37 protein-coding genes are annotated in these 24,216 nt (G+C 39.6%); 13 read left to right on the top strand and 24 right to left on the bottom strand.

What is annotated here, in order from left to right; genetic code table 11:
• The first annotated feature begins 6 nt into the window (after nt 1-6).
• The 5 genes from IRB79_RS27780 (at nt 7) to IRB79_RS27760 (ending at nt 6,335) form a co-directional block, all read left to right on the top strand.
• Complete coding sequence (locus IRB79_RS27780; RefSeq protein WP_243509874.1) at nt 7-1,788, top strand: hypothetical protein; 1,782 nt, start codon at nt 7-9, stop codon at nt 1,786-1,788.
• Nucleotides 1,789-1,790: 2 nt separating this feature from the next.
• Nucleotides 1,791-3,845 (top strand): hypothetical protein, encoded by a 2,055-nt coding sequence (locus tag IRB79_RS27775; protein WP_243509872.1) that lies wholly within the window; start codon nt 1,791-1,793, stop codon nt 3,843-3,845.
• Nucleotides 3,846-3,859: 14 nt separating this feature from the next.
• On the top strand, nt 3,860-4,630 hold the full coding sequence (locus tag IRB79_RS27770) for a hypothetical protein (RefSeq protein WP_243509869.1): 771 nt from the start codon (nt 3,860-3,862) through the stop codon (nt 4,628-4,630).
• 12 nt (nt 4,631-4,642) lie between these two features.
• Nucleotides 4,643-5,884 (top strand): hypothetical protein, encoded by a 1,242-nt coding sequence (locus IRB79_RS27765; RefSeq protein WP_243509867.1) that lies wholly within the window; start codon nt 4,643-4,645, stop codon nt 5,882-5,884.
• A gap of 199 nt (nt 5,885-6,083) precedes the next feature.
• Nucleotides 6,084-6,335: an AbrB/MazE/SpoVT family DNA-binding domain-containing protein gene (locus IRB79_RS27760; RefSeq protein WP_243509865.1), complete on the top strand. Its 252-nt coding sequence runs from the start codon at nt 6,084-6,086 to the stop codon at nt 6,333-6,335.
• Nucleotides 6,336-6,380: 45 nt separating this feature from the next.
• Here the strand turns inward: IRB79_RS27760 and IRB79_RS27755 are convergent, their stop codons facing one another.
• Both IRB79_RS27755 and IRB79_RS27750 read right to left on the bottom strand, forming a co-directional pair.
• Entirely contained in the window at nt 6,381-7,094 is a 714-nt protein-coding gene (locus IRB79_RS27755) for a hypothetical protein (protein WP_243509863.1), read from the bottom strand.
• A gap of 237 nt (nt 7,095-7,331) precedes the next feature.
• The gene (locus tag IRB79_RS27750) at nt 7,332-8,171 is read right to left on the bottom strand and encodes a hypothetical protein (RefSeq protein WP_243509862.1); all 840 of its coding nucleotides are present in this window, start codon (nt 8,169-8,171) and stop codon (nt 7,332-7,334) included.
• A gap of 261 nt (nt 8,172-8,432) precedes the next feature.
• Here IRB79_RS27750 and IRB79_RS27745 point away from each other — a divergent pair, with 261 nt between their 5' ends.
• From IRB79_RS27745 to IRB79_RS27720, 6 genes are all read left to right on the top strand, one after another.
• Nucleotides 8,433-8,651 (top strand): hypothetical protein, encoded by a 219-nt coding sequence (locus tag IRB79_RS27745; RefSeq protein ID WP_243509860.1) that lies wholly within the window; start codon nt 8,433-8,435, stop codon nt 8,649-8,651.
• A 220-nt stretch (nt 8,652-8,871) separates the two neighbouring features.
• Complete coding sequence (locus IRB79_RS27740; RefSeq protein ID WP_243509858.1) at nt 8,872-9,078, top strand: hypothetical protein; 207 nt, start codon at nt 8,872-8,874, stop codon at nt 9,076-9,078.
• 60 nt (nt 9,079-9,138) lie between these two features.
• Nucleotides 9,139-9,453, top strand: coding sequence for a hypothetical protein (locus tag IRB79_RS27735; RefSeq protein WP_243509856.1), 315 nt, complete (start codon nt 9,139-9,141; stop codon nt 9,451-9,453).
• On the top strand, nt 9,453-9,917 hold the full coding sequence (locus tag IRB79_RS27730) for a hypothetical protein (protein WP_243509854.1): 465 nt from the start codon (nt 9,453-9,455) through the stop codon (nt 9,915-9,917). Before IRB79_RS27735 ends, IRB79_RS27730 begins: the two co-directional genes overlap by 1 nt.
• Before the next feature lie 4 nt (nt 9,918-9,921).
• Nucleotides 9,922-10,131, top strand: a complete 210-nt coding sequence (locus tag IRB79_RS27725) for a hypothetical protein (RefSeq protein WP_243509852.1) — start codon at nt 9,922-9,924, stop codon at nt 10,129-10,131.
• A 220-nt stretch (nt 10,132-10,351) separates the two neighbouring features.
• Nucleotides 10,352-10,768 (top strand): replication protein, encoded by a 417-nt coding sequence (locus IRB79_RS27720; protein ID WP_243509849.1) that lies wholly within the window; start codon nt 10,352-10,354, stop codon nt 10,766-10,768.
• Nucleotides 10,769-11,371: 603 nt separating this feature from the next.
• On the opposite strand, the gene IRB79_RS27715 is transcribed toward IRB79_RS27720, so the two are convergent.
• The 13 genes from IRB79_RS27715 to IRB79_RS27655 form a co-directional block, all read right to left on the bottom strand.
• Nucleotides 11,372-11,620, bottom strand: a complete 249-nt coding sequence (locus tag IRB79_RS27715; protein ID WP_243509847.1) for a hypothetical protein — start codon at nt 11,618-11,620, stop codon at nt 11,372-11,374.
• Nucleotides 11,621-11,686: 66 nt separating this feature from the next.
• Nucleotides 11,687-11,857, bottom strand: coding sequence for a DUF8096 family protein (locus tag IRB79_RS27710; RefSeq protein ID WP_243509845.1), 171 nt, complete (start codon nt 11,855-11,857; stop codon nt 11,687-11,689).
• 45 nt (nt 11,858-11,902) lie between these two features.
• A complete protein-coding gene (locus IRB79_RS27705; protein WP_243509843.1) occupies nt 11,903-12,499 on the bottom strand; it encodes a hypothetical protein in 597 nt (198 codons plus the stop codon).
• A 208-nt stretch (nt 12,500-12,707) separates the two neighbouring features.
• Nucleotides 12,708-13,106 (bottom strand): GIY-YIG nuclease family protein, encoded by a 399-nt coding sequence (locus IRB79_RS27700; protein WP_243509842.1) that lies wholly within the window; start codon nt 13,104-13,106, stop codon nt 12,708-12,710.
• A 61-nt stretch (nt 13,107-13,167) separates the two neighbouring features.
• Nucleotides 13,168-13,722, bottom strand: a complete 555-nt coding sequence (locus IRB79_RS27695) for a C1q-like domain-containing protein (protein ID WP_243509840.1) — start codon at nt 13,720-13,722, stop codon at nt 13,168-13,170.
• 106 nt (nt 13,723-13,828) lie between these two features.
• A complete protein-coding gene (locus IRB79_RS27690) occupies nt 13,829-14,533 on the bottom strand; it encodes a hypothetical protein (RefSeq protein WP_243509839.1) in 705 nt (234 codons plus the stop codon).
• A gap of 214 nt (nt 14,534-14,747) precedes the next feature.
• Nucleotides 14,748-15,413 (bottom strand): hypothetical protein, encoded by a 666-nt coding sequence (locus tag IRB79_RS27685; protein WP_243509837.1) that lies wholly within the window; start codon nt 15,411-15,413, stop codon nt 14,748-14,750.
• 16 nt (nt 15,414-15,429) lie between these two features.
• The gene (locus IRB79_RS27680) at nt 15,430-16,164 is read right to left on the bottom strand and encodes a hypothetical protein (protein WP_243509835.1); all 735 of its coding nucleotides are present in this window, start codon (nt 16,162-16,164) and stop codon (nt 15,430-15,432) included.
• 92 nt (nt 16,165-16,256) lie between these two features.
• Nucleotides 16,257-16,697: a hypothetical protein gene (locus IRB79_RS27675; protein ID WP_243509833.1), complete on the bottom strand. Its 441-nt coding sequence runs from the start codon at nt 16,695-16,697 to the stop codon at nt 16,257-16,259.
• A 50-nt stretch (nt 16,698-16,747) separates the two neighbouring features.
• Complete coding sequence (locus IRB79_RS27670; RefSeq protein WP_243509831.1) at nt 16,748-17,665, bottom strand: ArdC family protein; 918 nt, start codon at nt 17,663-17,665, stop codon at nt 16,748-16,750.
• A 58-nt stretch (nt 17,666-17,723) separates the two neighbouring features.
• A complete protein-coding gene (locus IRB79_RS27665; RefSeq protein WP_243509829.1) occupies nt 17,724-18,107 on the bottom strand; it encodes a DUF6573 family protein in 384 nt (127 codons plus the stop codon).
• A gap of 129 nt (nt 18,108-18,236) precedes the next feature.
• Nucleotides 18,237-18,527: a hypothetical protein gene (locus tag IRB79_RS27660; RefSeq protein WP_243509827.1), complete on the bottom strand. Its 291-nt coding sequence runs from the start codon at nt 18,525-18,527 to the stop codon at nt 18,237-18,239.
• Between the two features lie 251 nt (nt 18,528-18,778).
• Nucleotides 18,779-18,952 carry a hypothetical protein gene (locus tag IRB79_RS27655; RefSeq protein WP_243509824.1) on the bottom strand — a complete coding sequence of 58 codons (174 nt, stop codon included), beginning with the start codon at nt 18,950-18,952 and terminating at the stop codon, nt 18,779-18,781.
• Between the two features lie 125 nt (nt 18,953-19,077).
• Here IRB79_RS27655 and IRB79_RS27650 point away from each other — a divergent pair, with 125 nt between their 5' ends.
• The gene (locus IRB79_RS27650; protein WP_243509821.1) at nt 19,078-19,278 is read left to right on the top strand and encodes a hypothetical protein; all 201 of its coding nucleotides are present in this window, start codon (nt 19,078-19,080) and stop codon (nt 19,276-19,278) included.
• Between the two features lie 286 nt (nt 19,279-19,564).
• Here the strand turns inward: IRB79_RS27650 and IRB79_RS27645 are convergent, their stop codons facing one another.
• Genes IRB79_RS27645 through IRB79_RS27635 form a run of 3 tightly spaced genes read right to left on the bottom strand, consistent with a single transcriptional unit; the run spans nt 19,565 to nt 20,699 of the window.
• Complete coding sequence (locus tag IRB79_RS27645) at nt 19,565-19,951, bottom strand: helix-turn-helix domain-containing protein (RefSeq protein ID WP_243509819.1); 387 nt, start codon at nt 19,949-19,951, stop codon at nt 19,565-19,567.
• The gene (locus IRB79_RS27640; RefSeq protein WP_243509818.1) at nt 19,951-20,277 is read right to left on the bottom strand and encodes a hypothetical protein; all 327 of its coding nucleotides are present in this window, start codon (nt 20,275-20,277) and stop codon (nt 19,951-19,953) included. Before IRB79_RS27640 ends, IRB79_RS27645 begins: the two co-directional genes overlap by 1 nt.
• The gene (locus IRB79_RS27635) at nt 20,274-20,699 is read right to left on the bottom strand and encodes a hypothetical protein (RefSeq protein ID WP_243509817.1); all 426 of its coding nucleotides are present in this window, start codon (nt 20,697-20,699) and stop codon (nt 20,274-20,276) included. The genes IRB79_RS27640 and IRB79_RS27635 overlap by 4 nt, the downstream gene beginning before the upstream one ends.
• 182 nt (nt 20,700-20,881) lie before the next feature.
• Here IRB79_RS27635 and IRB79_RS27630 point away from each other — a divergent pair, with 182 nt between their 5' ends.
• Nucleotides 20,882-21,463: a CBO0543 family protein gene (locus tag IRB79_RS27630; RefSeq protein WP_243509815.1), complete on the top strand. Its 582-nt coding sequence runs from the start codon at nt 20,882-20,884 to the stop codon at nt 21,461-21,463.
• Here the strand turns inward: IRB79_RS27630 and IRB79_RS27625 are convergent.
• The 6 genes from IRB79_RS27625 to IRB79_RS27600 all read right to left on the bottom strand — a co-directional run bounded on the left by IRB79_RS27625 (nt 21,460) and on the right by IRB79_RS27600 (nt 24,175).
• Nucleotides 21,460-21,942, bottom strand: coding sequence for a hypothetical protein (locus tag IRB79_RS27625; protein WP_243509813.1), 483 nt, complete (start codon nt 21,940-21,942; stop codon nt 21,460-21,462). The genes IRB79_RS27630 and IRB79_RS27625 overlap by 4 nt on opposite strands.
• A 476-nt stretch (nt 21,943-22,418) precedes the next feature.
• Nucleotides 22,419-22,508, bottom strand: coding sequence for a putative holin-like toxin (locus IRB79_RS27620; RefSeq protein WP_220182010.1), 90 nt, complete (start codon nt 22,506-22,508; stop codon nt 22,419-22,421).
• 89 nt (nt 22,509-22,597) lie between these two features.
• Nucleotides 22,598-22,861, bottom strand: coding sequence for a hypothetical protein (locus IRB79_RS27615; RefSeq protein ID WP_243509811.1), 264 nt, complete (start codon nt 22,859-22,861; stop codon nt 22,598-22,600).
• A gap of 142 nt (nt 22,862-23,003) precedes the next feature.
• Nucleotides 23,004-23,306, bottom strand: coding sequence for a MazG-like family protein (locus IRB79_RS27610; protein ID WP_243509809.1), 303 nt, complete (start codon nt 23,304-23,306; stop codon nt 23,004-23,006).
• A gap of 97 nt (nt 23,307-23,403) precedes the next feature.
• Entirely contained in the window at nt 23,404-23,664 is a 261-nt protein-coding gene (locus IRB79_RS27605) for a hypothetical protein (protein WP_243509807.1), read from the bottom strand.
• A 142-nt stretch (nt 23,665-23,806) separates the two neighbouring features.
• Nucleotides 23,807-24,175: a hypothetical protein gene (locus tag IRB79_RS27600; RefSeq protein WP_243509804.1), complete on the bottom strand. Its 369-nt coding sequence runs from the start codon at nt 24,173-24,175 to the stop codon at nt 23,807-23,809.
• Nucleotides 24,176-24,216 lie beyond the last annotated feature (41 nt).

Raw genomic sequence — 24,216 nt, 5'->3', positions numbered from 1 at the left:
GAGCCAATGAATCCGCCAAAAATAGAATCTAAGATATTGGAGCAGCAGCGAAGCTATTTGCTGGAACAAGCCAGAATCCGAATTGGAGATTCTGCTACACCGGAAGAAGTTTCCCAGCTGGCAGATGAAATCTTTTACCGCTATCAGTCTTCCATAGGGAGGCCTTTATTCCAGGCACGTCAGGTGGTGCAGGGAGAGTTTCCTTTTATTGAAGATTACTATGATAACAACAAAGAAATGGAAAAGGACCTCGGCATCCTATTCACTGAGCTGAACACAATTGCCACTTATTTAGTGGATTACTTTAATTATTCCCAAAGTGAAAAAGACCGGATCCTTACAATCGTAAGAGGGGTTAATGGGGCCGTAAGTGATCTGCAGATGCTGACGGAAGAAACGACGCCAAATACTGTCTATTTGAAAGAATCGTTCACCAATTACGATATGACAGATACCAGTCTGACAGAATTGGAAAACCGCTGCATGATACACACTCAGGAAGGTGTTCTTACTCTTAATAGAAGAAACGCCATTAATAGAAGCCTGGAAAGCAGAGTGCGGAGTGTTCAGGGGAATGGAATTGCCGGCACCTATCACTTGGCAAGAAAGGTACAGGCCGACTCTGAATATGAAAACTACGAAATGGTATCAACGCAAATTCCCAATGACAAGCAAGAATCATTAATTGACGGAAACCCTGATACTGTTTTTGAATTTGAAATGGTTAATATCCCGGAGAGCTACAAGCAAAAGGCCCTTTATTATGATGTGGAATGGGCGAAAGGAAGTCAGCACAATGATCTGCTTAGGGTTAAATTGGTGGTGCAGCTGCCTAAAGAGGAAACAATCAATTGGATTAACCTAAATCCATATCATTCTCCAGGGAGCCCAGGAACCGTCAATGTATACTCCATCCGCACATCATTGGATGGCATTGAATATAAGGGACTTTTCGAAGATGACAACTTTGTATTAAACCAAACAGTGAACGGCACTCCACAGAGCTATCGAGCAGAAGACCTTTTCGATGGCAGCGAGGATTTTGCCAAGACTAAATTTACAGGGCAGGGTGTATGGAGTTTCCCATCACGTAAAGCTAAATACATTGAATTTGTGCTTGAACAGCCAAATTCCAATTCGGAATTGCTTGGACAGGAAGCTTTCTATAGAAGGAAGAGAGACTCACAGACATGGACAAGAATCCGAAAACAGGAAGTGCCGAGTCATATTGTAAATGAAAAGTATGGTGTCCACACTGTTGACTCCGATTATGAAATTAAAAAGGTTATTGAAGCTGTGGAAGGCTGGCGCTATGCTATTGGAATCCGCGATATCCATATCATGAGCTTTGAATTTGCAGAAGCAAGCGAATATATCAGCAAGCCTTTTGAGGTAGAGGATGGCATCAAAACCCTTCAGCTTTATGCTAACGAGAAAGTACCTGCCTCTTATAAGGAAGTCGTCAGCGAATCGAATGATTGGATCCAATACTATGTATCCTTTGATGACATTGAATGGCATCGTATTTCCCCTCAGCATCATCAGCCAGTAAACGATTCATTCCCTCCAAAATATATTTCCATTAATGATAACGAAGCCAACATCCAAAGTGCATTTTCCCTTTATAAAAAGAACATCACTGCGAAAGATACGCCCAAGCAGGTGCGCTTGAAGATTGTCATGAAGCGGCCAGAGAAGACAACTGAAGGAGAATTTCCTCTTCTCCACACTACACCGCTTGTGGAAGAGTTTGCGCTTAAAATCCTAACAAGGCAGAAAGGGGTGTAGGAATGTCCATTAATATCCGGAAAAAGCGATTTGCTGTCATGGTGAATCAGATCCTGCAGGAAGAATTGCAAAAGGGCAACCTTCCTACATCCAGGGAATTCGGGGCAAGATTGAACAAACTTCTAAGGGAGCAAGACCTTGGTTCACCAGAGTACCGGTTTAAAAGGGCCCTCAATTCAGAGCTTGCTGAATCTGATTTCTACAATGAAGCAGTCGTAAACATACAGAAGGATCTAATGATCCTATATGAAAATACCATTTCTGTTCATAACGAACTGAAAGGAAAGTTCAACTGGTTTGAAGTAGAGAAAAATCGTCTCGAATACGAAGCGAGAAAACTGGAAGCGGAGCTAAAAGAAAAAGTCCTCCTATATGGAAAGACAGGCTATTTGGCCAGTGTCTTTGATACATTCGATGATGTTTCCAAAGTGGAGACAGAAGAGAACGTATCCATCGATATTAAAAACCACCAGGTTACCTTAAAACAACAGGAGAACACTTCCTTTTTAATAGAGCCGCAAGCAAGCATTGGTTTCTTTACTCCTCAAAATGCTGTATCCAATTACAAGAAGCTTCATATTAGCGGAAATATTAGCAATGCCCTGAATGCCTATACCAATGAAACCTTTCAGGAAGTATGGCTATCCAAAACACAAGGGCCTGCAGAGGGATATGCCGAAATTCATTTTGCTGAGAAACAGCGTCTTAACCGCATTGATATTGGTATCCATACACTCAAAGAAGTGAATCTTTATGTTGAGTTTACAGCGGATGGATTAAACTATTTCCACCTTCCTTATTACTCGGAAGGCAAAAACACGGCCAACAATCTTTCTTTTTATTTTCCGACGGCTGAAATCAAAAGCTTGCGAATATGGATACGCAAACAGGAAAGCGATAAAGAAATGGTTCATCCGGAAGGGTATCAATACCAATATTTATTCGGCATCAAGAAAATACAATTCTACCGCTTAAGCTTCCCTGGGGAAGGCCATATCGTTACAAAGCCGCTCACTCCAAATACAGACGAGCATTTTTCCATCGGGAAGGTTTCCCTCGTAACGGAAGAGGAACTGCCTGACGGAACAGACATTGAGTATTATGTCCGTGTTGATAACAGAGAGGAATCATGGAGAAAGATTTCTCCAGTAAATCGTGATACATCAGTTGCTCCTAATGTTTTGGATTTCAAGTATGTGGTTCGCTCTAAGCCAAGCAACTTGGGCATAGCCGAGCAAACCAGCGGGCAAGAAGCTGAAATTATCGAGCTTCAAGCAAATGGAATCTCCTTTTATTCTTTGGGCCATATAGAAAAAAGAAAAATCATTCCTCGCACAGAACGTCTATATATCGGTAAAGACGCTTGGAACGTACAGGAAGTGATCCAAAACTTAGGAGAGGCACATATCCCATCACTTAATGATTGGATGAATCCATCTGGTGACATTGTTAGGACGGTCACTCCCATTCTTGAAGGCAATAGAGGCATATTGATGAATGGCCAGGTATTTACGGAGAACAGACAGCTTCATTATGGTATGGGTCTATACTATGACGGCAGGGAGAATGTTATTTCCACTATCCCTTCGTCTACAGAGCCGATTGCCATTTACCTGAACGGAGAAAAGCTGTTTGAAGGAATACCTAATTCACAGACCAACGTGAATTATAAATTCAAACAGGGATGGAATGACCTGAATGTGCTGGTGTACGTACAGAGCATAAATAAGAATTGTACGATTGACCTGGGGTTTGATCCGGTGGCCGTTAGCACACACTGTTATGCTTCGAGCCAATTCATGGAGAAAATCTCATTGTTTGATCTCAGGTACAACACCAGGAACAATGATTGGTCCAAGTATGCACTTTACGAAAAAGATGGAAGGGTCTATATTGTGGTCAACCATTCACTTCCTGGAGTCATATATGACCTCTATTATGATTATGTAGATGAAGTGGAGCATCGGGACGTGCAGCTGAAGATTGTGCTAAAGCAATTTTCCGTAGGGGAATATACTACTCCTGTCTTGCGCCGCTACACACTTCAATTTAGTTAAAGGAGGATTATTCCATGAGACTAGAAAAGAAACACAAACCCTCCTTCCACAAGGCAAATGCCCGCTATCGGGGAGTAACCGAGCATAACCAATATACCAATTTTGTTTTGGAAACTGCCCATGACCTAGTTCTGCTGATCAATGTAACAAAAGGGAATCAGCATACTCAGCAGGAAGGACATGAAAAGGAAATCTATAATAACTTTGTTTCCGTCATGACAGGCGATAAAGAAGTGGGGAAGTCGAATTTGTTTACGGCTTCCACCCTTCAAAAAATTGATAAATCAAGAAACGTCCCTGTACCAGGTATGGAGGGCTGGAGTTCAATTGGTGGATGCACCGTGACGAAATCCGGGGATTCCTTCATGCTAACCTCACAAGGGTTAATAGAAACAACAGGCATGTTCTCTCCATTGTACGTGGAACCTGGAGATAAAATTTATATTCGTCTCAAGGTGAAGAGCGGAGCGGGGGCGCCCTACTTTAGCTTTGGTTCTAATAATCTCCGGACAGTTGAGCAAACAGGGAATACCAAAAAAGTGGAGGTTTCTGCAGGAGCGGACTACATCCTGGTTGACCATGTATTGCGATGTCATTATACGGAAGCAATACAGTTGAACATCAACCTTCATGAGAGCCCCGAATTCCTTCAGCCCACCAGCGTTGAAATAAAAGATTTAGAGATACATTACTTCCAGGAAACATCCGTGGCAGCCTCTTCATTTGATACATCCATCAAGCCATCTGTAGATGCAATGGAAGAAAAAATAAATTCGATTCGATAAGGAAGTGAGCAAATGCGTCCTATCACGTTAAGGAACCCCAACCTGAATAAAGGGCCAAGTTCTTCTGATGAATTCAACAAGCTTAGGAATGATATCCAGACTGATATCACTTCTTTGTTTGACATCGTAAATGAACATGACGATAAAATTACTGAAAATATGGATCATGTGCTGCGGGAGCACTATTTCCTGCAAAACCGCTTAAGAAAACTAGAGGGAAGGGTACGGGAGCTTGAGCATGACTACCAGAACAATTTGTCCGGTGAAAGTATCCTGACACGCTCCTTTTACCATGCAAGCAACATCATTCCTTCCAGTCCTAAAAATCCCATCAACCTTGATACAATTCATGGAATCGTATCTCCAGTCATTGTTAAATCACATGATAAAATTGCCTACAGAAACGACTTGGGACAATTTATTCTTCCAAATAATCTAGAAGTAACTGTCTATGAATCAACCGATGTAGAACCCATCGATGAAGAGACTGGCCAGCGCCAATATTACACAGTTGATACAAATGGCATCAAGAAAGCATTTGATGGAGATAAAAACAGTTTCTGGGTTCGCCAGTCAGAAATGAATGAGAATAAATGTGTTACGGAGGTATATGCAAACATCCACGTTAAGATACCGCAGGAAATTTCTAATAATGTATACTCCAATACCATCCTGCTTCATCCTTCACCCGAGTATGCTATGAGCATCATGGATATTCAATATCGAAACCAAAACGGGGAATGGAGAAGAGTGGAAACATTTCCGGTACAAAATCAGGGGAGTGGCGAAGTGCCGGTGGAAATAACAGAGGCAGGAAAACTAATGTTTTCTTTCCCTAAGCGGCAGGTGACAGAACTGCAGATAAAAGTAAAGCAGCCATATTGGTTTAAACACGACAACAAAAGAATGTTCTTATATGGGTTCCAGGATATTGTTGTGGAGTATAGAGAGTATTCTCAGGATTCAGCGGAGTTCGTAACAAGATTTTCTCTTGAGGGAACAGACCGCCGATTTTCCAGCGTTGGGATACCAAAGATCACTGTGCCGGTAGGATGCCCGCCATTCAATGACTACACCGTTAAGTACGAGCTGTATTTTGATGAAGGCCTAACAGAGCAATTTGATTTTGCAACGGATATCTTTCAACCCGTTCAAACCGTATATGTAAAGACGATTATGAAAACAGCTGGTGATCAGGTTCCTATTCTAAGAGAGATCGAATTACCGTACAGACATGAAACAATTGAGCTCTAAAGAAGTAGGTGTAATTACCTATTTTCAACTATTTTATAAGGAAGTTTAAATTTCGGCACTATGTGCCAAATCTTCAATAGTCATTTACAAAACCCCAAAACCTAGTAGTTAAGGAGATTCTACAAAAAGTGTCATTCTTTGACAATAAAAATCTGCTTATCTATAATGAGAAATAATATACGAGTTGGAGGTTTTTGGAATGCCAAGAGCAACAGGAATGGTTCGTAAAATGGATCCTCTAGGAAGGATTGTACTTCCTATGGAAATGAGAAGAAAAATGCATATAGCCGACAAAGACCCCTTGGAAATATTTATTGATGGTGAACAAATTATACTCAGGCCATATCATGTTAGCTGCAGCTTTTGCGACGAAAAGGAAGACCTAATTGAGTTCAAGGATAAGAAAATCTGCAATAGTTGTTTAGAAGAAATGAAGAAAGCAGCCCATTGAGAGGCTGCTTTTTATCTATTGTAAATAATTCTATTGAGCCGGGCATCAGCTTTCATTCCTGTCACTCCTCATTTTTCCAAGATACAGGTTGTCATGTATGCCAAACCAGCTTTGATAGAGACTGGCCGCCTTTTCGAATTTCTCATCATGAATGATCTCAAAGCTGCCCCAAAAATCATCATCAGCTGTACAGCCTCCCATTTCCCCAATATAAACAATAGGGACATCCGGCCGTACTTCATTTAATCGCTTCATGACCTGGTAAGCTGTATTGTCCATATATGGCCACGCAATGATCAGAATATCCATTTCTTCCTTAAAAATATCTATGGATTCAATTGCGTCCGCCTCATCCACCTGTGTTAAGGTTTCTACCCATTCTCTTGCCTTCCATGAGAAATTATCAGTCGCTGCTATATCAATGCCTTTTTGCCTTAAAGCGTATGTAAGCCACCCGCGACCGGCCATTACTTCCAAAACTTTTCGATTGCCTATCCATTCTGCGAATGGTTCCACCCATCTCCACGAGACAAAAGCATACATTCCTGCCATATTGTAGGCTTCCTTCAAACGGTATTCCTTTGAGTGTCCCAACATTTGTTCCTCAAACGATTCGTCTGTCATAGGGGATTGGCCAGACCTTAACATATCCATAAAGTCTGCTGTATACTTTGGCATTTCATCAGGGACCTCATCAGGTATCTTAATTTGCACTGCATGAATGTCTGTCAGGTTCTTCGTATTCTTAAAAAAGTCCATTGGCTCCTCCTGAGAGAATAATAATCAATAGTATATCATTAAAAGAGGAAAAGCATATAAATGCCTTTCCTCGCTTGGGCTCTTTAAAATTAGGATTACTCCCATTTTAAAGAATATAAAGTTGTATTTTCCTAATACCCTGTTACCCAGCACATTAAACTTTGACTTTTCAATTATTCCCTGCTTACAAAACTATTGAATAGTATCTTAATATAAGAGAAAATACCATAAAGGGGGTTATATCATGAATGGCAGCAAATCCTTATGGTCCAATTTTAACTCTGCTGACTCCAGTAATATATTCTCTTGCCAATGTTCGTACTCTTCAACCGGGATCCAGTCACCGTATATTCCAATAAGAAAATCCATGAGGTTTGGAACAATGCAAAACCATTTCTTTTCCAATCCAACGGACATACCCAATACTTTCCTGGCGAATCTATATAATTGGAGTAATATGGATTCTATTGCCAGCGCTTTTGTGTATATGCGGATGGATTCGTATATGTCATCTTCCGCTACTTCCAATGCTTGTTGGAGCAAGTTTCCAAATGACTCTTTAAGCTTTCGGTCTGTTTGAATAACAGAGAAGTAGCCTGTTAGATCTTCTTGTGTTAATTGATATATTAAAAGGTTATTTTTGATTGTCCGACCAATCCTTTTAAAGCCGATGGACTCAAAACAGAATCCCGCATTTTTGGAGCCTACTGAATGTTCATCCACATAGGTTAGAATTCCGTCTTCAATAGGTCCAAAATAATCAAAGGTGGCCAAACAGGCATAGGCAATTAAATAGCTGCTTAAATAATCCGATTCGTTACGGAAGATCGTACATTCGTAACAGTTTCTCTTATCTTTTCGATAAGGGCTGTTATACCAGCTTGCCCAGATAGCATTGCCTTGAGGTAATTTTAATACGAGATTTTTACCAGGGCGTGTAAACCGAGCAGCTCCTACCGTCTGCCTCGAGTAATGCCGGTCAGCAAGCCTGGCACCTTCCTGGTCACAATCATGTGTCTGAATCCATGGTCCAAAAACCTGCGGGTCATGGAGTTGAAATATCTGCTGTACTTCCATATGTATCTCTCCTTTGGGATAATAAAAAAGACAGCCGGGGTGGCTGCCTTCTTTTTAAGAGGGAAAATGCGAGGGATATTTGCAGATCATCTTTCCTTGGGAAAGGAAAGAGTTGTTCTGTGGGAGGTAACTTACTTTGTTATAAAAACCATTAGAAATGGCATTGTCAATGCAAATAAAAAAATAAATATATTTTTTTAGGGGAATTCTTTGTTATAATAGAACACGTGTTCGGTTATTGTTTTGTAAGGGGGAACAAGAATGCCTACAACAGAGAATAAAATTGTACGAGAATTAAGTACGGCAAAAAAGTGTGACTTTTGCCAGGAGGAACAGCAGGTGCTATTTTTGAAGCCGGTCCACATGGCAATAAACAACAAGCGGATAATAGCCCGGCACGCTGAAGTTCCCTGGACATGTACTTGCTGCTTCCAAAAAGAACTTGAGAGGGTGGCAGAGGAAACGAATGGGGAAAGGTAATTCTTTAAAAATTGGAATGAAAAATCTGAAAGAGCAAAACCCAGCTTCTTATTGGTTATTAGTGCTATGCTTCTCCTATATTGGCTATACAATAGCCGCACATATAGCAAGCTTTTACATATCGTCAAGAATGCTTTCTTGGTTAGATATGGGAAGGTTGCTCTTTAGTATAACACTAACAATTTATTTGGCCATCTATTGGTTTAACGCAGATCGGAGAATGTCTTTAAAACAGAAGGAATATGAAAGTAGCTATGACGAGATGAAGGATAATCTAGCGGCATTTGAAAAGGTAACCGGCATGAAAGCCTTCATTCCTTCTCCAAAACAGCTTAAGAAGGATAGGCTGCAGATGGGTCTGCTATTCGCATTTGCTACGACCATTAATCTTGTGACAATGTTCGTCATTACAATTGAGACTTTTTAGATATTTAACACTATTTTCACGGTAAAAACGTTTGAAATGTCGAATAAAGGGTATGAAACATTGGAAACCGGTTACAAATTTGGAAGGAAAGGAGGAGCTATTTTTATGAAAACATTTTTGATCTCCTATATTGAGGACAACCATTTAGGTGTTTATCCGAAAGAGATTTTAGTAGAAGCGCCAAATTTTGTTACATGTTTTAGGGAGTACATAGTAAAGTACCCAACAATGTATGGTATTAAAGAAATGTTTGGTGAAATCGAAGAACGATGGAAAAACTATTACACCCACGAATCTCAAGACCTACTTAGGGAGAGTCAGCTAAAGACGGGAAAAGACATCGATGAAATGTTTCTTGAAGAGGAGAGAGTGTAGTGAATCCGGCACTAAAAAAAGAAGCTCAAAAGCTTATGCGTCCAATAAGCTTTAAATTTAAGCGCATGGACCGAGAGTTTCCTTATTTTCGCAAAGACCTGGACTTTGATAAATGGATTGTAAGGATCTCATATAAGGACCGGCAAATGGATGCCAGCTACATTGCACCAAAGGGGCAATTCAAAGAGCCAAAGTTGGAACTTGTCCTGAATTCCTACTTTATCAATTCCCATATGTATCGCCATTATGACTTCTTTGAACTCAGTGAAATGATAGGCAAAGGTATGTCAGGCGCAAAAGGAATGAGCGATTTTCACCAGCAGCTGGGCGAAGGACACAGGAATTTATTAGAACTATTTGGTGAAGACTTTGACCAATATGATGAAGTTTTTAAGGCCGTCCGGCCAGCTCATTTGTTTATGGATATTTCAAAAAAGAAAGCTGCACTGAAAAAGGGGAAGTGAATCCATGCTGGTTTTAACAGATGAATTACTAACAAAGTATGCAGACGAATACCAGAGTGCAGGCTTGGAGCGCTACAGAAGCTTCAAATCCTTTGCAGACTATGTAGATTATCGCTTTTTATTTGAAGCGTACCAGCTTGCCTGGTTAATGAAAAAGAAATCAAATGAGCGGTATAATTCTACTTCCCATTTTGGTAAGTCTGTAAACCAATAAAAGCCAAAAAAATAAAATAATTCCTGAGTCGTACTTGCCAGCCGGTAGGTACCTCTTTTATTTTTGGGGTCAAAATTACCAAAATGGCAAGTTCTTTAGTCTATATGCATTAACTTACAAAAGGACAAGGCCTATAAAAAATATAGAAAGATAGAGCTTTAGTCATATTACATCAAAGAAGTTGCAAATAGAGGTGTAGCGGCTTTAAGGGGGTATTTCTGTGTGCGAATCCAGGTGCGGCAAGACTCGCTCTGAAAAAGAAAGATTGGCAATACAATGGTTAACTTTTTATTGTGCGAAGGACTTTACGAAAAGGCAAGCTAACATCATGGCTTTTTTACTGTCTTTTACTATATTGACTGGGAAAATAAAGATACATATTCCTCGGCTAAAGGATTTTGAGCAATGCGGTGTTGGTCCAACTAAAATAAAAGCTGAACTTCAAAAGCTCGAAGACCTTGGAGTTATATGCTGGGATAAGGAAAATATGCTATTCGGTATAACCCTCGATACGAGTAAATGGAAGACTAAAAACCTTCCGCATTTTGATGAAAAACGTTTTAGAAAATTGGTTGAAATAAACATGGAAGAGGGGGCATCCGAGGCAGAATCAACGAGAGCGAGTGTGAAGAAATGAAGACTTGCAGTATTGACGGTTGTGGAGCAAAACACGAGGCGCGAGGATACTGTAAGCGCCATTACAACAGTTATAGGAAATACAATGATCCTCTCTATATCGACAATATCAAGAAAGCCCAAGAGAAGACAGGGAAAAAGAAAAAAGCCCGCAAATGGCAAAGGATGTCCAGAGAAGGAGAATGTATAGTTGAAGACTGCTGCAATCCAATAAAGAGCAAAGGTTTGTGCGATAAGCATTACGCCAGGTTAAGAAGAAATGGTTCTTTAAATATCAACAGCATTGAAAGGGAGAGTATAAAAAGCTGTTTGGCAGTTAATTGTGATAAACCACATAAAACCAATGGATATTGCGATTATCATTATTCGAATTACAGGACCAAAGGTTCGCCTCATTTACCCAAAGTGATAAAGCTTTGTGGCGTTAAGGATTGCCATAGCCCACATCATGCTCGCGGATTATGTTCAAAGCATTATCGCCAATGGGAGAAAAACTTAAAGGATTATGATCTGCTCCATCAAATAACGAAAGAAACGTGTGGGTCAAACGAACTCATACATTAAAATAGAAAAACGGCTCTCCGATTGGGGGCCGTTTTCATATTTACATATTTGTAAATTCCGTACTAAATACTTTGCTTCCAATTCGTTTCAGAGCTACATGATGGGAGTCCTGAGTGTATTCTCTTCCGCTCAATTCCAATAAGGTCCGGACAATACCAAAGCAATAAAAAAAACCAGCCATGTCACGATCCTGTGCAAAGTCTACAGCATCCTGGTAATAAGAAGCCAGGATATCATCGACAGTTTCCTTGTTAAGAACAATGGCTTTATCAACGGTAATAACATTCATAGCGATCACCTCACTATTCTTTATTACTATGTCATTACCCTTGATAAATTTAATTTATTCGCTTTTTTATATGCTTTTCTTAAGCCCGCAATTGCTGCATTCTCTGATGAAAACATAGTTTTTAACGGAACTTTTAAAATGGGCTTTTCCGCAATTATCGCAACGCCCGCTCGCTTTATCAGGGAAGTCTTTGTAGTCATAAACTTTGTCAAAATCATATTCTGGTTGTTCAGTCATTTTGTTCACCTTCAGAAATTTATTAACCTATGTATAATAACACAGTTATTCAACAAGTCCGACCGCTTTAGCTTCTGCTACATAAACCTCTCCAAACACCTCATAAAGATCGACAATCTTTACTCCACGGCTGCCAGTGCTAATATAGGTATCAAAATCCTGTTTATCAATAAATAACTGTATTTCATTTTTAAAGAAAATAAATTCAGTCATTAAAGGAGTAAATGCCTCTAATGATTTTTCAAAAGCCACAACCCCCGAAGCGTCATCAAAGTGATCCAAGAGACATTGGTGGGCTTCCTCAGCAAGGGAGAGGCTTTCTTGAACTTTTTCCTGGTCAATATTATAATCGTCACCATTCTGGGATAATGCATCATTGTATGTGGTAACGCTGTCTATCATGGTTCCATGACATGCACTCACCGCGTTTTGAAATTCGTGATCATCAGCAGACATCTTGCTAAGGGATTCAGTCGCTTCCACAATTTCCTCTACAGCTTCAGCTTGTTCTTCTTTAGATAAGGTAGCCTCAGCAGTTTCTTTTTTTGCCTCGGGTTTGGCATCTGTTTCTTCAGCATTGTCGCTGCAGGCAGATAAGATTAATGCGGATAAAATAATGAAAAAGAGATGCTTAAGATTCATAGGTGATCCTCTCCAATAAATAGTAATTTTCTATTAACATAGTACCACAAAAATAATGGGTCGTAAGTCATTTTTTGTTAATGTCCGAGAAATAGGGGAGTCTATAGTGTCATATAACTCTTTCAACATAATACTAATTTAGTTGAAAGAGTTAGTAACAGTTTAGCTAAAAGAAAAAAGCCCCTATTAAGGGCCTTATATTTGATATTTATTCTTCCTTTATTTCTTCAAAGAAATTTCCATAATTATCATACATCCAATTGAAATATGCATCCCAGCTACCAAAGTAATCCATTAGTTTTGAATTCTTATAAAGAGTCCGGTTGGTTAATGGAATACCTTCGCTGCCGAAATAGCCAATTACACTCATTTCAACGTCAAGTGCTTCTTGGTTGGTGAGACCATCTTTTACTATTTCAACCTTACATCCAAACAGCCGAATCAATAAATTAGTTTCTACATTTCGGTCTTTCGAAAATGCTCTGTTGCCTGTGCCTTTTCCGACATAATAGACCTGATTTTTCTTTATTTTAATTTTCTTTCCACAATAGAAAACATATCCTTCCCGCTCAGCACGATACCAGTAAACATAATACTTCCTATCCATAATTCTAATATAGCATTTTTAATAGAAAATCTTATCTGAAGAACTAAGAAACATCCTCTTTTTAAAGTAAATGCGGTGGCGAAGGAAACCTTGCCATAGAAAAAGAGCTCTTTTTTTCGTCTGAATTATTGACACGGCCACCTGGTGAATTAATAAAAATCTCGACCTGTTCTCCTTCAGTCAGATATATATTTATAGATGTCGTAGCCGAATACTCTTCACCATTATTTGTACAATAAGGGAATGGTATTATTGAATTTACTGTACTACCGTCTACCTTAATCATAATTTGGAAGGCTTCACAACCAAACGATTCAATGGCCGTAAAATCAATTGTAACAGCAATATTGTATAATCCCGAACGATCAACAGGTATCGTAAAAGTAGATGCCAACCTATCATATCCAAGACCGAGATTAATACTTTCGTCTGGGAACAGAACTTTTTGCTCTCCGTTTTCAACTTCCTGCTCACCGGAAGCATAAGCCAGGAATCCAGAAGTTACTACTTGGTCGCAGCAATCTTTTGGCGGTGCTGGCGGCGGTTTTTTACAAAACAAACAATCAATTAATTTTATGGCTGCCTTTTCAAATAGCAAAGATTTATTTTTGTCCATAAATAACCCTCCTATCCTTATATGAACAGTCTATTAATTATCAAATTGATTGCTTGTACAATTGTCCAAATGCAGAAAAAACCCCCGTTAATTCGAGGGTTTGCACCTAAACTTCTTCCTTAACAAAAGGAGTGAACTGTATCATGTCTTCAATATCATAGATCTCTTTTAAGATTGTAAAACTCCTTGTTTCATCGCGGCTACTAACATACCAAGTGCCTTCATTTCTAAAAGCCATGGAGTTCTGTTCTTTATCTGCCAACTTAAATAAAGCATTATTATTTCTAGGGTTTGTATACCTATCCGTAACTATTTTATTATTAAACTCATTTGTATACTCATAAGTAATGTCATGCTCTGTTGCTTGGGAATCTAAAATAATGCTCTGATTATCTCCGTATAAAAATGCCTCAACCCGACAAACATCTTTACTGCCGTATGCATATTCCGAGAGAGCTTGCTTAAGAGGAGATTCGCATTCTTGCGGGAGCTCGTTTAAAAGCAGCAAACTTTTAAACTCTTTATCAATTTGCATACTAATGTATCCTTCCAGGGCTTTCTGGACATCGATTGCGGCCCACTTTTCAGGAGAGAAAATCAATTCATAATCCTCGAAATCAAATTGATCCTGTTCAATAAGTGTATGCTCATGGCAAGTCCATTTATTTGGATAGAGAAGATCACCCTTTTTAATTCCAATTTCGCCCCCAAGAAATATGCACTTTTTTATGTTTTCTTCCGGCAGTATAAAATAGCTTGTTTCGATACCTTCCTGGGCAAATACCCTGGATTTCTCCATTAAGCTCTTCATAATTCTCCTCCTGTCGCTAATTCTATACAAAAAAAGTAACCCACCCCTGCCGACCAAAGCCTGTGTAGGTTACTCGTGGTTACCTCTGTAAAACTACCATAATTATACAACATGGATTTTTTAAGGGCAATCAACAATCGAAGTAGAGCATAATATGATTATGTTAACTCTTTCAACCAAAATCGCTTATTGTTGAAAGATGTCGAGAGGGACATCAATCCCTCTCGCTTAAATATTGGTTTAATTGCTCAAAGTTTTTCAAGTAATAACGCAGCACCGTTTCCTTTTTAAATGCCGTAAGCATGCTGTCATGAGCCCTCTTCCCTTTCCCTATCGTAGCAAGCTCATGGCCATTGTACTTTTTGACATCCTCCAGCCCCTCAAGTTCGGGCAAACGTTCTTTTAATATAGGATATGGTGAGTATAAAATGAAGAGGGGTTTTCTCCCTACTACATCAGCCTTTTCATCGAGAATAGCAATGGAATATAAGCTGAAGTAGTGCTCTATTTCTTTGAGCTTTTTGCATTTTCGGCACTTGGCCAATGTCTTTACATTCTTCTCTAAGAATAAGTGAGTGTTCAAGGTACCCTTTTTCATTTTTAAATAATGAAAGAAGCAGATCTTCGAATGGTGTTTAGGTATGTATTTGCGGATCTGCGTATATTCACTTCTGGCCAATAAAGCCAGTGCGTTTGCTTTTAGTCGAAAAAGCTTCCCCTTCTCCTCATCACTTTCTTCTTTTTCTGCAAATTTACTAATCCAAAAAGTCCAGTAGGCAAGCCTGCCGACAAGCAGCAGCTCCCTGTCCTTTTCCTTCCACTCCGCCTGCAGTGATTTGTACTCGGGAGCGATATCTTCTCTAGCAATCATCGTTGTCATGAACCTGTCACCCCTACTATTCTATTGCTGAATCATCTTCGCTTTCCTGTTCCATTTCAGCCTCCGCAAGTGTTTTCACATCAGGTACAAAAGCTCCTGCAATATAAAAGTTACCAAATTGATCACGGTACATCTCTGGATTCTTTGATTTGTCCGGTTCTCCATGAACAGTTGCCGGATTAACCTTCAGCATTCTTTGACACTTCCAGCATCTAACGTGTTGCGTACCCTTTTTTATATAATGGTTTGATTCGTCGTTACAGCTAGGGCATCTGTACCGGCACTTATAAAGCGGCTTATTTAAACTGTCAAACTTAATCCCGGTTTCAAAATAGTGTGTATTTTTGGGATCATAAGCTGAGTGAAATCCATTCACCGGCTCGGATTCCTCTTCCAGCTCTTTTGGTTGTTCCTGATTATCAGGCAGCTCTTCATCTTCCGCTGAATCTTTATAAGCTGCTTCAAATTTTTCCTTTGTAAGTCCAGAAGCGGTTTTGGCAACTGCCCTTCTGGGTTCTTTTTCTATTTCTTTATGATAATCTGATTCAGAATCCATATGTTCATAGAATTCCTTGTATGCCTTCCCGCTGCGATGATAGATATCAGCTAGTTCCTTAAAATCGACATCTAGGTTAAAGAATTTAAAAACCCCGTCCATTAAGGCCAGCTGATGTTCTGGATTGATTGAATCCACTTTCATTTCAGATTCCTTATCCCCATCCCGCAGTCTGATGTAAACTTCCTTTGACATAGACTCACTCCCGAAAACACTAATCGCTTCTATTAATTGTATATATTGTTTGAATGACCGTAAAGCTAAAAGGCTTTCATTTGTATGCGGACTTAAATGAATTCATCCAAGCTCAATTCTCCGCTTGGATAAGATATCAGCAACCCGTTCTTGAAATCTCTTCTTGCTAAATCCAATACTTCCTCTTTGGAAATGTTGTGTTTTTGTTCTTCTGTAATATCATTAAAGTAATAGAATGTTGGCTCCTCATCTTTTTTATAGGTCCCTCTTATGTGCACCTGAACAATCATGGCTTTATGAAGAGTCTCTGCCAAATACTTATAATTTTTGAATGTGTGAGTGCGCACTTCACTTTTTCCGCAGTAAATGTTGATGGTGTCTCCTTCTCTCGTTTCGGGGTGCACCTTGATGTATCGGACATGCGGATGGTCAAAATCTATCTGTAGAAAGTCGCCTGGCCCTTCAGTTGCTGCTCGCTTAATTACCAAGCCTTCATTTTTTGCTTCCTTCAAAAATAAATCCAGTTCAAACATTAAAACTTCCTCCCTGATCATTTTATTAAAATTGTAAAAAAGCTGGTGAATTAAGCAGGCACCAGCTCTTTTTCTTTATCAGCAGCAGGTTCTTCAGGTACTGGCTCTTCCTCATGTGATACACCAGTCATATAGTCTACAGCTGCTTGAGCCTGTGAAGCGGCTGAAAAGATGAATTTCTTATCCCCTTTTAATTTCTGCAGCCATCCATTGATATAGCTTGCGCTGTTATCTTGGAGATCGGTGGTATCAAGTCCCGCCATCACACAAAGCATGGAAGCACCCATCTCCGCTACCAATTCTTCCTTCGCATATTTTTCACTGCCAAATTTGGTGGGGTCTACTACCCCTTCCCGTTTCAGCCTCGAAATGGAACCTGTACTGTGCACAAGCTCATGAAAAATCGTAGAATAAAATTCTTCTACTGAATGGAAATCCTCCTTTTTTGGCATATTGATAAAATCAAAGATTGCCATGTAGTAAGCTCCACCAGGGCCGTACTGAATCCGGGGTTTATCCTTGTAGGCGGAAAGCAGCTTTTCTGCCTCTTCTACAGGATTGAAGTCCAGCTTCTCAGTTTGATCAACTTTGCTTGCAAGACCTTCGCACTGCTTATTAATCTCATATACCCTGTAATAATATGGCTTAGCCATTTTTTTGTAATTTGCTTCATCATCCGAACCATCTTCGACCCCAGCATCGCCAACCTTTACTTTAAACCAGTGCCAGTACACACTCATGTACCATTTTTTAAGTTCTTCCTTCTTTACTCTACCCCCAGCTTCCTTAATCTGTTTCAAGCTTGCATATTCCCCGGGTGGAAGTATCATAGCGTTCAGACCTCTGTAAGGTTTATCTACAACCCACCTTCTGGCAACACCTGTTCCATTCCAAGGCATTCTCCAAGGGATGACTCCTTCTTCCAATTTTTCGATTAAGCGGTTTGTTACGATTTGCGCAGCATCCATTCCTTATCTCTCCTTATAAGTAAAATAGACGGAGCAAGTGCCCCGTCTTCATCCGAAATCAATCTTCACCCGGCAGCATAATTGTCAAAACTGGTTCAGGTGTATCACCAGGTCCAATTACAGCAACAAGCTCATGGGTCTTATGCCTGCCTTTGTGAGTGGCAATTACTTTGTATTTGACCATGCTGGTGTCTCCCTGTCCCCTTTTGATCGCAACAAGCAGCATGAATAGGATATCCCATAAACGCCCGCTCTCTGATTCTCCACGATTCTCTGCTGTTTTGTCCGGCTTTACTATTCCATCCCAGACAGACCTAGTTACTGCTACAGGAAACTTAAATCCAGCCTCCCTAGCTGTAGAAGTAACATCCACCAGTTCACCATCTGCAAGTGCTTCTGCCCTTGTATAAATTGAAATATAATCACCAAAAATATTTTCCATTATTTATTCCTTCTTTCGGTTTAATTTATTTAGAAATGGGTATTTCGGAAATATACGGAAAGTTATATATGACCTTCTTGAACTTAGTTCAGAAAAAAGCCGCTGCGGAAACAGCGGCCTTTTTCGTTTCTAAGAGATCTTATTAATTCTTCGAGCTCTGCCATTCTTCACTTTGTACTTGTGGTGTCCTTGATCATCTAGCTCGTCTTCATCTACTTCTTCATATTCTTCCTCGTACTCTTCTTCATCATCGTCATCCTCATCGTATTCATCATCCGCTTCATACTCTTCATACTCCTCGTATTCCTCATATTCGCGTCTGGAGAGATATTCTCTTCCTGCAGGTGCTTTAGTTCCAGTTGATAGAAACAAGACACTTAGCAGCAGGAGTAAAAAGAATCCAATTATATCAATGGACATAAAAACAGCCTCCCTTTCTTTTATTCTTACTTTATTGAGCAGCGGACAAGGAAATAACAATACGAAATAAAAAAAACGAGAATTATTTAAAATTCTCGTCAATAGAGGTTTATCCCACTTGGCATGCGGGTAGAAGGAGATGGATGACCACTCACTATATTTCTTTCTCCTTATTTGCAGGAACACGGCTAAGCCATCCGTGTTCCTTTTTCATGTATGTTTTTTGCTCCTTTACCCTAAAAGAAATGACATTAATCCTTCTCCTTCTTCCCTCCTTTAACGCTCTTTTGGTCATACTTATCTCTCCTTCCCACCTTTTGATTATTTAACATATTTATAACCATTTCATTTTTCTTACTCACACTGAATCCCATATCCCTTACTTGAATTACTCTCTTTTTCTCCATATTCTCTTTTTCTTTCAAATATTTCCCTCCCCTTCTATTAAATTGATAGTTTTATATGCTAAAATTTACTTATACGGGCTTGCACGCCCGCCTCCTGTGTGGGTTGTACAGGCAAAAAAACTCACACTTTAGGAGGAATTCTGATGAAAAAAATTATTAGTAACTTGTGGAACAGATTTGGAGTAAGTATTCTGGTTTTAGTCTACCTAGGGATAGGAGGGCATCTGGAATTAAACCTTACTCCAGAATTATGGGTCGAATTAGGCAAGGGTGTTATTTTCGCCGTCTTTTGCGAGGTGGTGAAAGGATGCTTCTCGCCGCCAATTGATGGGGCCGGTTCGTAGAGCCGGCACCCCTCGTCTTTTGAAGGAGGTGATGTCATCAGTTGAAACCTAAATGGGATCTAAAGCGCCCTATGAGCGACTTTTCACACATTGTTCCGGATTTCAAAGTTGTAGATCAATGTTCATCATGTAATAGCTCGTAATGGTCTGTTGAGTTGCTAAGGTTCGAGTAATCAGAACTCCTAATGATGTGAGTAAAGCCACCCTTGGCCGGGTGGCTTTTTTCAATGCATTGTTTTCTGTTCAAACTTAACATAAGGTCAGGAAGGGCATTGCTGATCATGGTCTAGTCATTCAATACTCCTCTTTCCCTAGCATCAGCCAGTACACGCAGCATTCCAATGGCTACATCCTTTTGGTCTTCATTTAAGACCATATCTTTGTATTTAATCCCCTCAGTTCGAATAATGGATTCTATATCTAATAAACCTGCCTCATTTCGATAATCATCTAGATGCAGCCTTTCTGGATTATCACTATAAAACAAATCGTCTACAGAAACTTCTAAAACATTCGATATTCTTATAAGAGTTTCAAATGTTGGCTGCCTTTTCCCCGTTTCGTATAAAGAAATGGCGCTCTTACTTGCTAAAGACAGTTTATCAGCTAGCTCCTGCATCGAAAGATTTTTTTCTGTGCGATATTTTCTAAGATTTTGTGCGAATGCATCCATCAGATCCACCACTCCTTCTTTTCAGTATCAAACTTCCAAACCCCATTCGGATTATGTATAGAGTACTTATCCTGGTGAATCTTATCGAGCTCACCCTCGCTATACATTTCAAGCCAGCTTTCAGCAAGTGCCATCATTTTATACAGGCCGGCATGAGAGCTATCATCGGTTCGGGCTTCCAATTCGCAGAAGGAGGCTGTGCCCGTCATATAGAGCTGAGCTTTTACTCCGCCCAAAATGGGAGTCACATAGCAATACACTTTTTCTTTGCGCTTTTGCCAGTGAAAAAAATTATTTGACCAAAACCAGCCTTCCCCTATCTTCATCCAAATGTCCTCCTGGCATCTTCCTCATTGTCAAATAAGCGGCATCCCCAGTATGTCATGCGGTCAGAATCAAAGTTCTTTTCAAATACCGGGTTATGTCTGGCGTAATATTGACAGGCTTCTTTGAAGTCTTTTCCAAAGCCGACCCCATGGAGAGTGGCTTGTCCTTTTTCGCCGTTTGTCTCGAAACCTTCTGACCAGATTTGAAAGTGAAAGGAAGGTTCATCAGGCTCCTTCTTTTCTTGACTGATCACTCTTGTTACGATGCCACATGCCGCACCCATAGCAAAGGAGAACCCTTTTCCAAATTCAGTATTGTTTTCATCATTTTTTTGACCGGTTTCTTCGAGATATCTAAGCATTTCATCCATGATCTCTTTATGTATTTTTTTTCTGAGTTCCTCTAGCTGTATTTTATTCAAATTGCCGATACCTCCCCTTTAGAATGCTACCAGAAAAAGTAGCTTAACTTGATAACATATACCCACTTACAACATTAATAAACCTGTCAATGAGTGTATTTTTGCGAAGGATTATTATCCAATCGGCATATATCCTCAAACATGGGAGAAAATACAAATAATACACACAAGAGGTGATGGGTGTGAACAAAGAGCGAATAGAGGACTTTCAAGAAATAATGGGGATGCAACGTGACAGTCACCTAGCCTTAACTGAATATTGGAAGCAATACGAGCTATACACATCATTCGAATACTGGTTAATGGCAGCATTCCTCATCGCCCCCCTGATTATTTTATTTTTTAAAATTGATAAAGAAAAAATTTTCCTAGTCGGTTTTTATGGATACAGCATCCATATCATGTTTGGCTATCATGATTTACTGGGGAGGAATCTGGGGTATTGGAATTACCCTATTCCATTGATACCACACATCCCTGGTTTAGCTTTAGATTCCAGCCTAGTCCCTGTGATTTTCATGCTTATCTACCAGTGGACCTTAAATCATCAGAAGAATTTTTATTTATATAGTTTATTAGCTGCTGCAATTATGTCGTTTGTATTTAAGCCCATGCTTGTATCCTTGGGCATATTCGAATTACAAGGAAAAGCTAATTATCTTTACCTTTTTATCAGTTATATTATTGTCTTTCTTTTTGCCAAGTTTGCTACTGCTGTTTTTTTATGGGCGCAAAAAAAGTATGGCAAAGCTAGATATCTTTAAGCTGCTTTTTCCAGATGCAGCAAAAGCAACCTTACCGCCTTTTCTCTATTTATTTTAATGAGCTTATTGTCGTCAATTACATAATAGGAACTATTTACGCCTATCAGCTCCCTGTAATAGGTCTCAAAATCCTTTTCTAATCTATCGAGGGGCAGAAAATCGGTTCCAGTATTTCTAAGCATCCATAAAGCATTTTTGCCTTTTGTAAAATAAGCATGAATGTCATGCAAATAAAAATCATTTCGATACGACTGTGTGCGTTCCAACAATATCGTCTCCATGTCAAGGATGAGCGGGTATTCCTCCGGATTAATTTCTTTAGGGAAGAAGAAGTGCTTGCTTCCATATTTCTTTTCCAAAAGATCAGCAATTTCATATTGCTGTGAAACAGTCACTGAATCTAGTCTTCTTCTTTTAATCCATTTGTTGTTTTTAAAAGCATAAACGCAAATATCTTGAGTCGGCAAAGTATTTTCCATTATGAAACACTCCTTTTAGTATATAATGATTAATATGATGAACGAAAAAAGAAACATGTGTCTATATTGCGCCAAGTGGGTTCCCCAAAAAGAAATGACCCCCCTCTATGAAACCGGGAAGGAACAAGTGGAACTTTATTGTGACAGGTGTGTTGAAGAAGTCAAAAGCAACCTTAAAAGCCTCCCCTGGGGTGATCGTTATACGTTTGGAAGAAGAGGAAGCTTTAATCCTCGAAACCCATAATTATTGCAGCGGCATTATCAGCTTATATTGTTAGAATTATTGTTTATTTCACAAAGTGTGGGTATAATAGAGATATAACAAGACACAATAAAAAAAGGCCACTGGCGGGAACCAGTGACCTTTCGACACAGCAAACTGCATAAAGAGCAGCGACTTGTAGCGATAAAGTTGACTGTTAGCTCAAAAAAAGAGTAACCACTATCTTAACGCCTTGGTCGGGGGTAAGAGGGGGTTACTCTTTTCCTTTCGTAACCGCGATTACTGCAACGATGAGGGAAGCGAATGCTATCATCAGCCCTAGTGCGTCTGCTATTGTAATCACCAGCGTCACCCCCTTTCTAAAAGGGATGGCCGCTGCCCTTTACCGACTTGCTGTATCTCCATTATAACCAAACTTCTCAAGAGATACAGTTAGTTTTCGTAATTAAAATGATTTTTGCATCTTCCGGCCCATTCTTCATGAAGGCTGCCTGCTATATTAAGATTTCTTTTTTCATCAGGATAAAGCCTGTAATCCTGGTCAATGGCATTCAGTACGGAGAACACTACCCCGTCAACAATTTGCTCCGTAGACAGTTCGTCTTCTTGTCCAGTTATTAGCCAATTCCTTGTAAGAGCTTCTATATGATTTATGAACTCTTCTCTGTTTTTTTTACGTTTAGCTGAGTCTGGCATATCTTCTACCTCCCGCTAGAATTCCATATCTTCATTATATAAAACTTACGGCCGAAGAAATACTAGAATAGCATTATTTCCCTTACCGAAATTGGTTCAATGAAATATACCCTTCTCATAGGGTTCGGTAATCATTTCCAGACTAAGCGGGTTTCTTTTGCTCTTTCTTCATTTTCTCTTCAAGGATCTGCTCGGCTATTGCGGAAGCAACTGCTGCCACATGAATACATTCCTCGTAAAGGTCTTCTGCATCTGTTTCCTTCACGCTTTCCAGGAACATTTCACTTTGAGCCGCCTGACAAACCTCTCCAAATTCTTCACCCAATATAGCAAGCCAGGTACCGATGGGATGACGCTGGATTCCCCATTTGCTGTTTTGACGGATTCTTTCTTTATATACGGCCAGATTGACAATGGCCATTAGATCTTCCTGTTTGATTATCATTGGAATAACCCCTTTTCTGTTATTGGCTTTGCTTAATATAAGCCTTTCATCCATAACGTCAAGGGGAAATTTCATTAGGCATAATCGTGGTTGACTATCACATGTCTCCTGGATTGTTCTTAAAATATGTATCCCAATACTCTTTATTTAGTTGAGATGGTTCTTCTTTAGGATAGTCACATTTTTCACATACATAATTGGTTAATTCTTCAACTGATTTATGAACAGCCTCCTCATTTGAAAGATATCCTGCCTCTAGCCATCCATTTATTCTAACCGCTAATACTTTCTTGATCTGTTCCTTGCTTATCTCTTCACCTTCATTGCAAACATTACATTTCCTTGTAAATACCATCATTTTTCTTTTCCTCCTCTTTATCTGCATATGAGACTATTTTACTATTAATAGAGTAAATCTCCTATGTAATTAAGTGAAAAATTCACAATAAAAAAGACCCCTTTACTTAAGGGATCAAAAACGGAAGGGGCGTTAGCCCCTGTTATGCCAGAAGAACCTTCTCCCCTCCATAGCACCTTTCTAATTTATTGATTGCTTCACCTGTAGACTTATCATAAAAGTGGCAGCCTTTTTGGTGATTATAGCTTATGACCCGGGTTGTTTCCGGGACAAGATCATCTATTGATGTGACAGTTCCAATGGCAAAGGCATGGACATTCTTTCTTCCCTCGTGAAGGGCTTTTTGGTATCCGCCTTCCCTGACGCGCAGTTCCACCTGGTCCATTGAAAAGTTCCTTGCATAATAAAGGACATGCCTGCCATCTGAAAGGCTCCATATTTTTTTATGAAGGTTCCAGTAAGCATAAACCTTGGTGCCGATAATTTCTTCTTTCTCTTTTAGGTAACTCATTTTATTACCTGCATAAGCCAAAAAACATTCTCAGATTGATA

Origin of the sequence: Cytobacillus oceanisediminis, from assembly GCF_022811925.1 — a bacterium.
In the GTDB taxonomy this organism is placed as follows: domain Bacteria; phylum Bacillota; class Bacilli; order Bacillales; family Cytobacillaceae; genus Cytobacillus; species Cytobacillus oceanisediminis_D.
The sequence above is the reverse complement of the archived record's forward strand: the minus strand, read 5'-3'. Positions and strand labels throughout refer to the sequence as shown.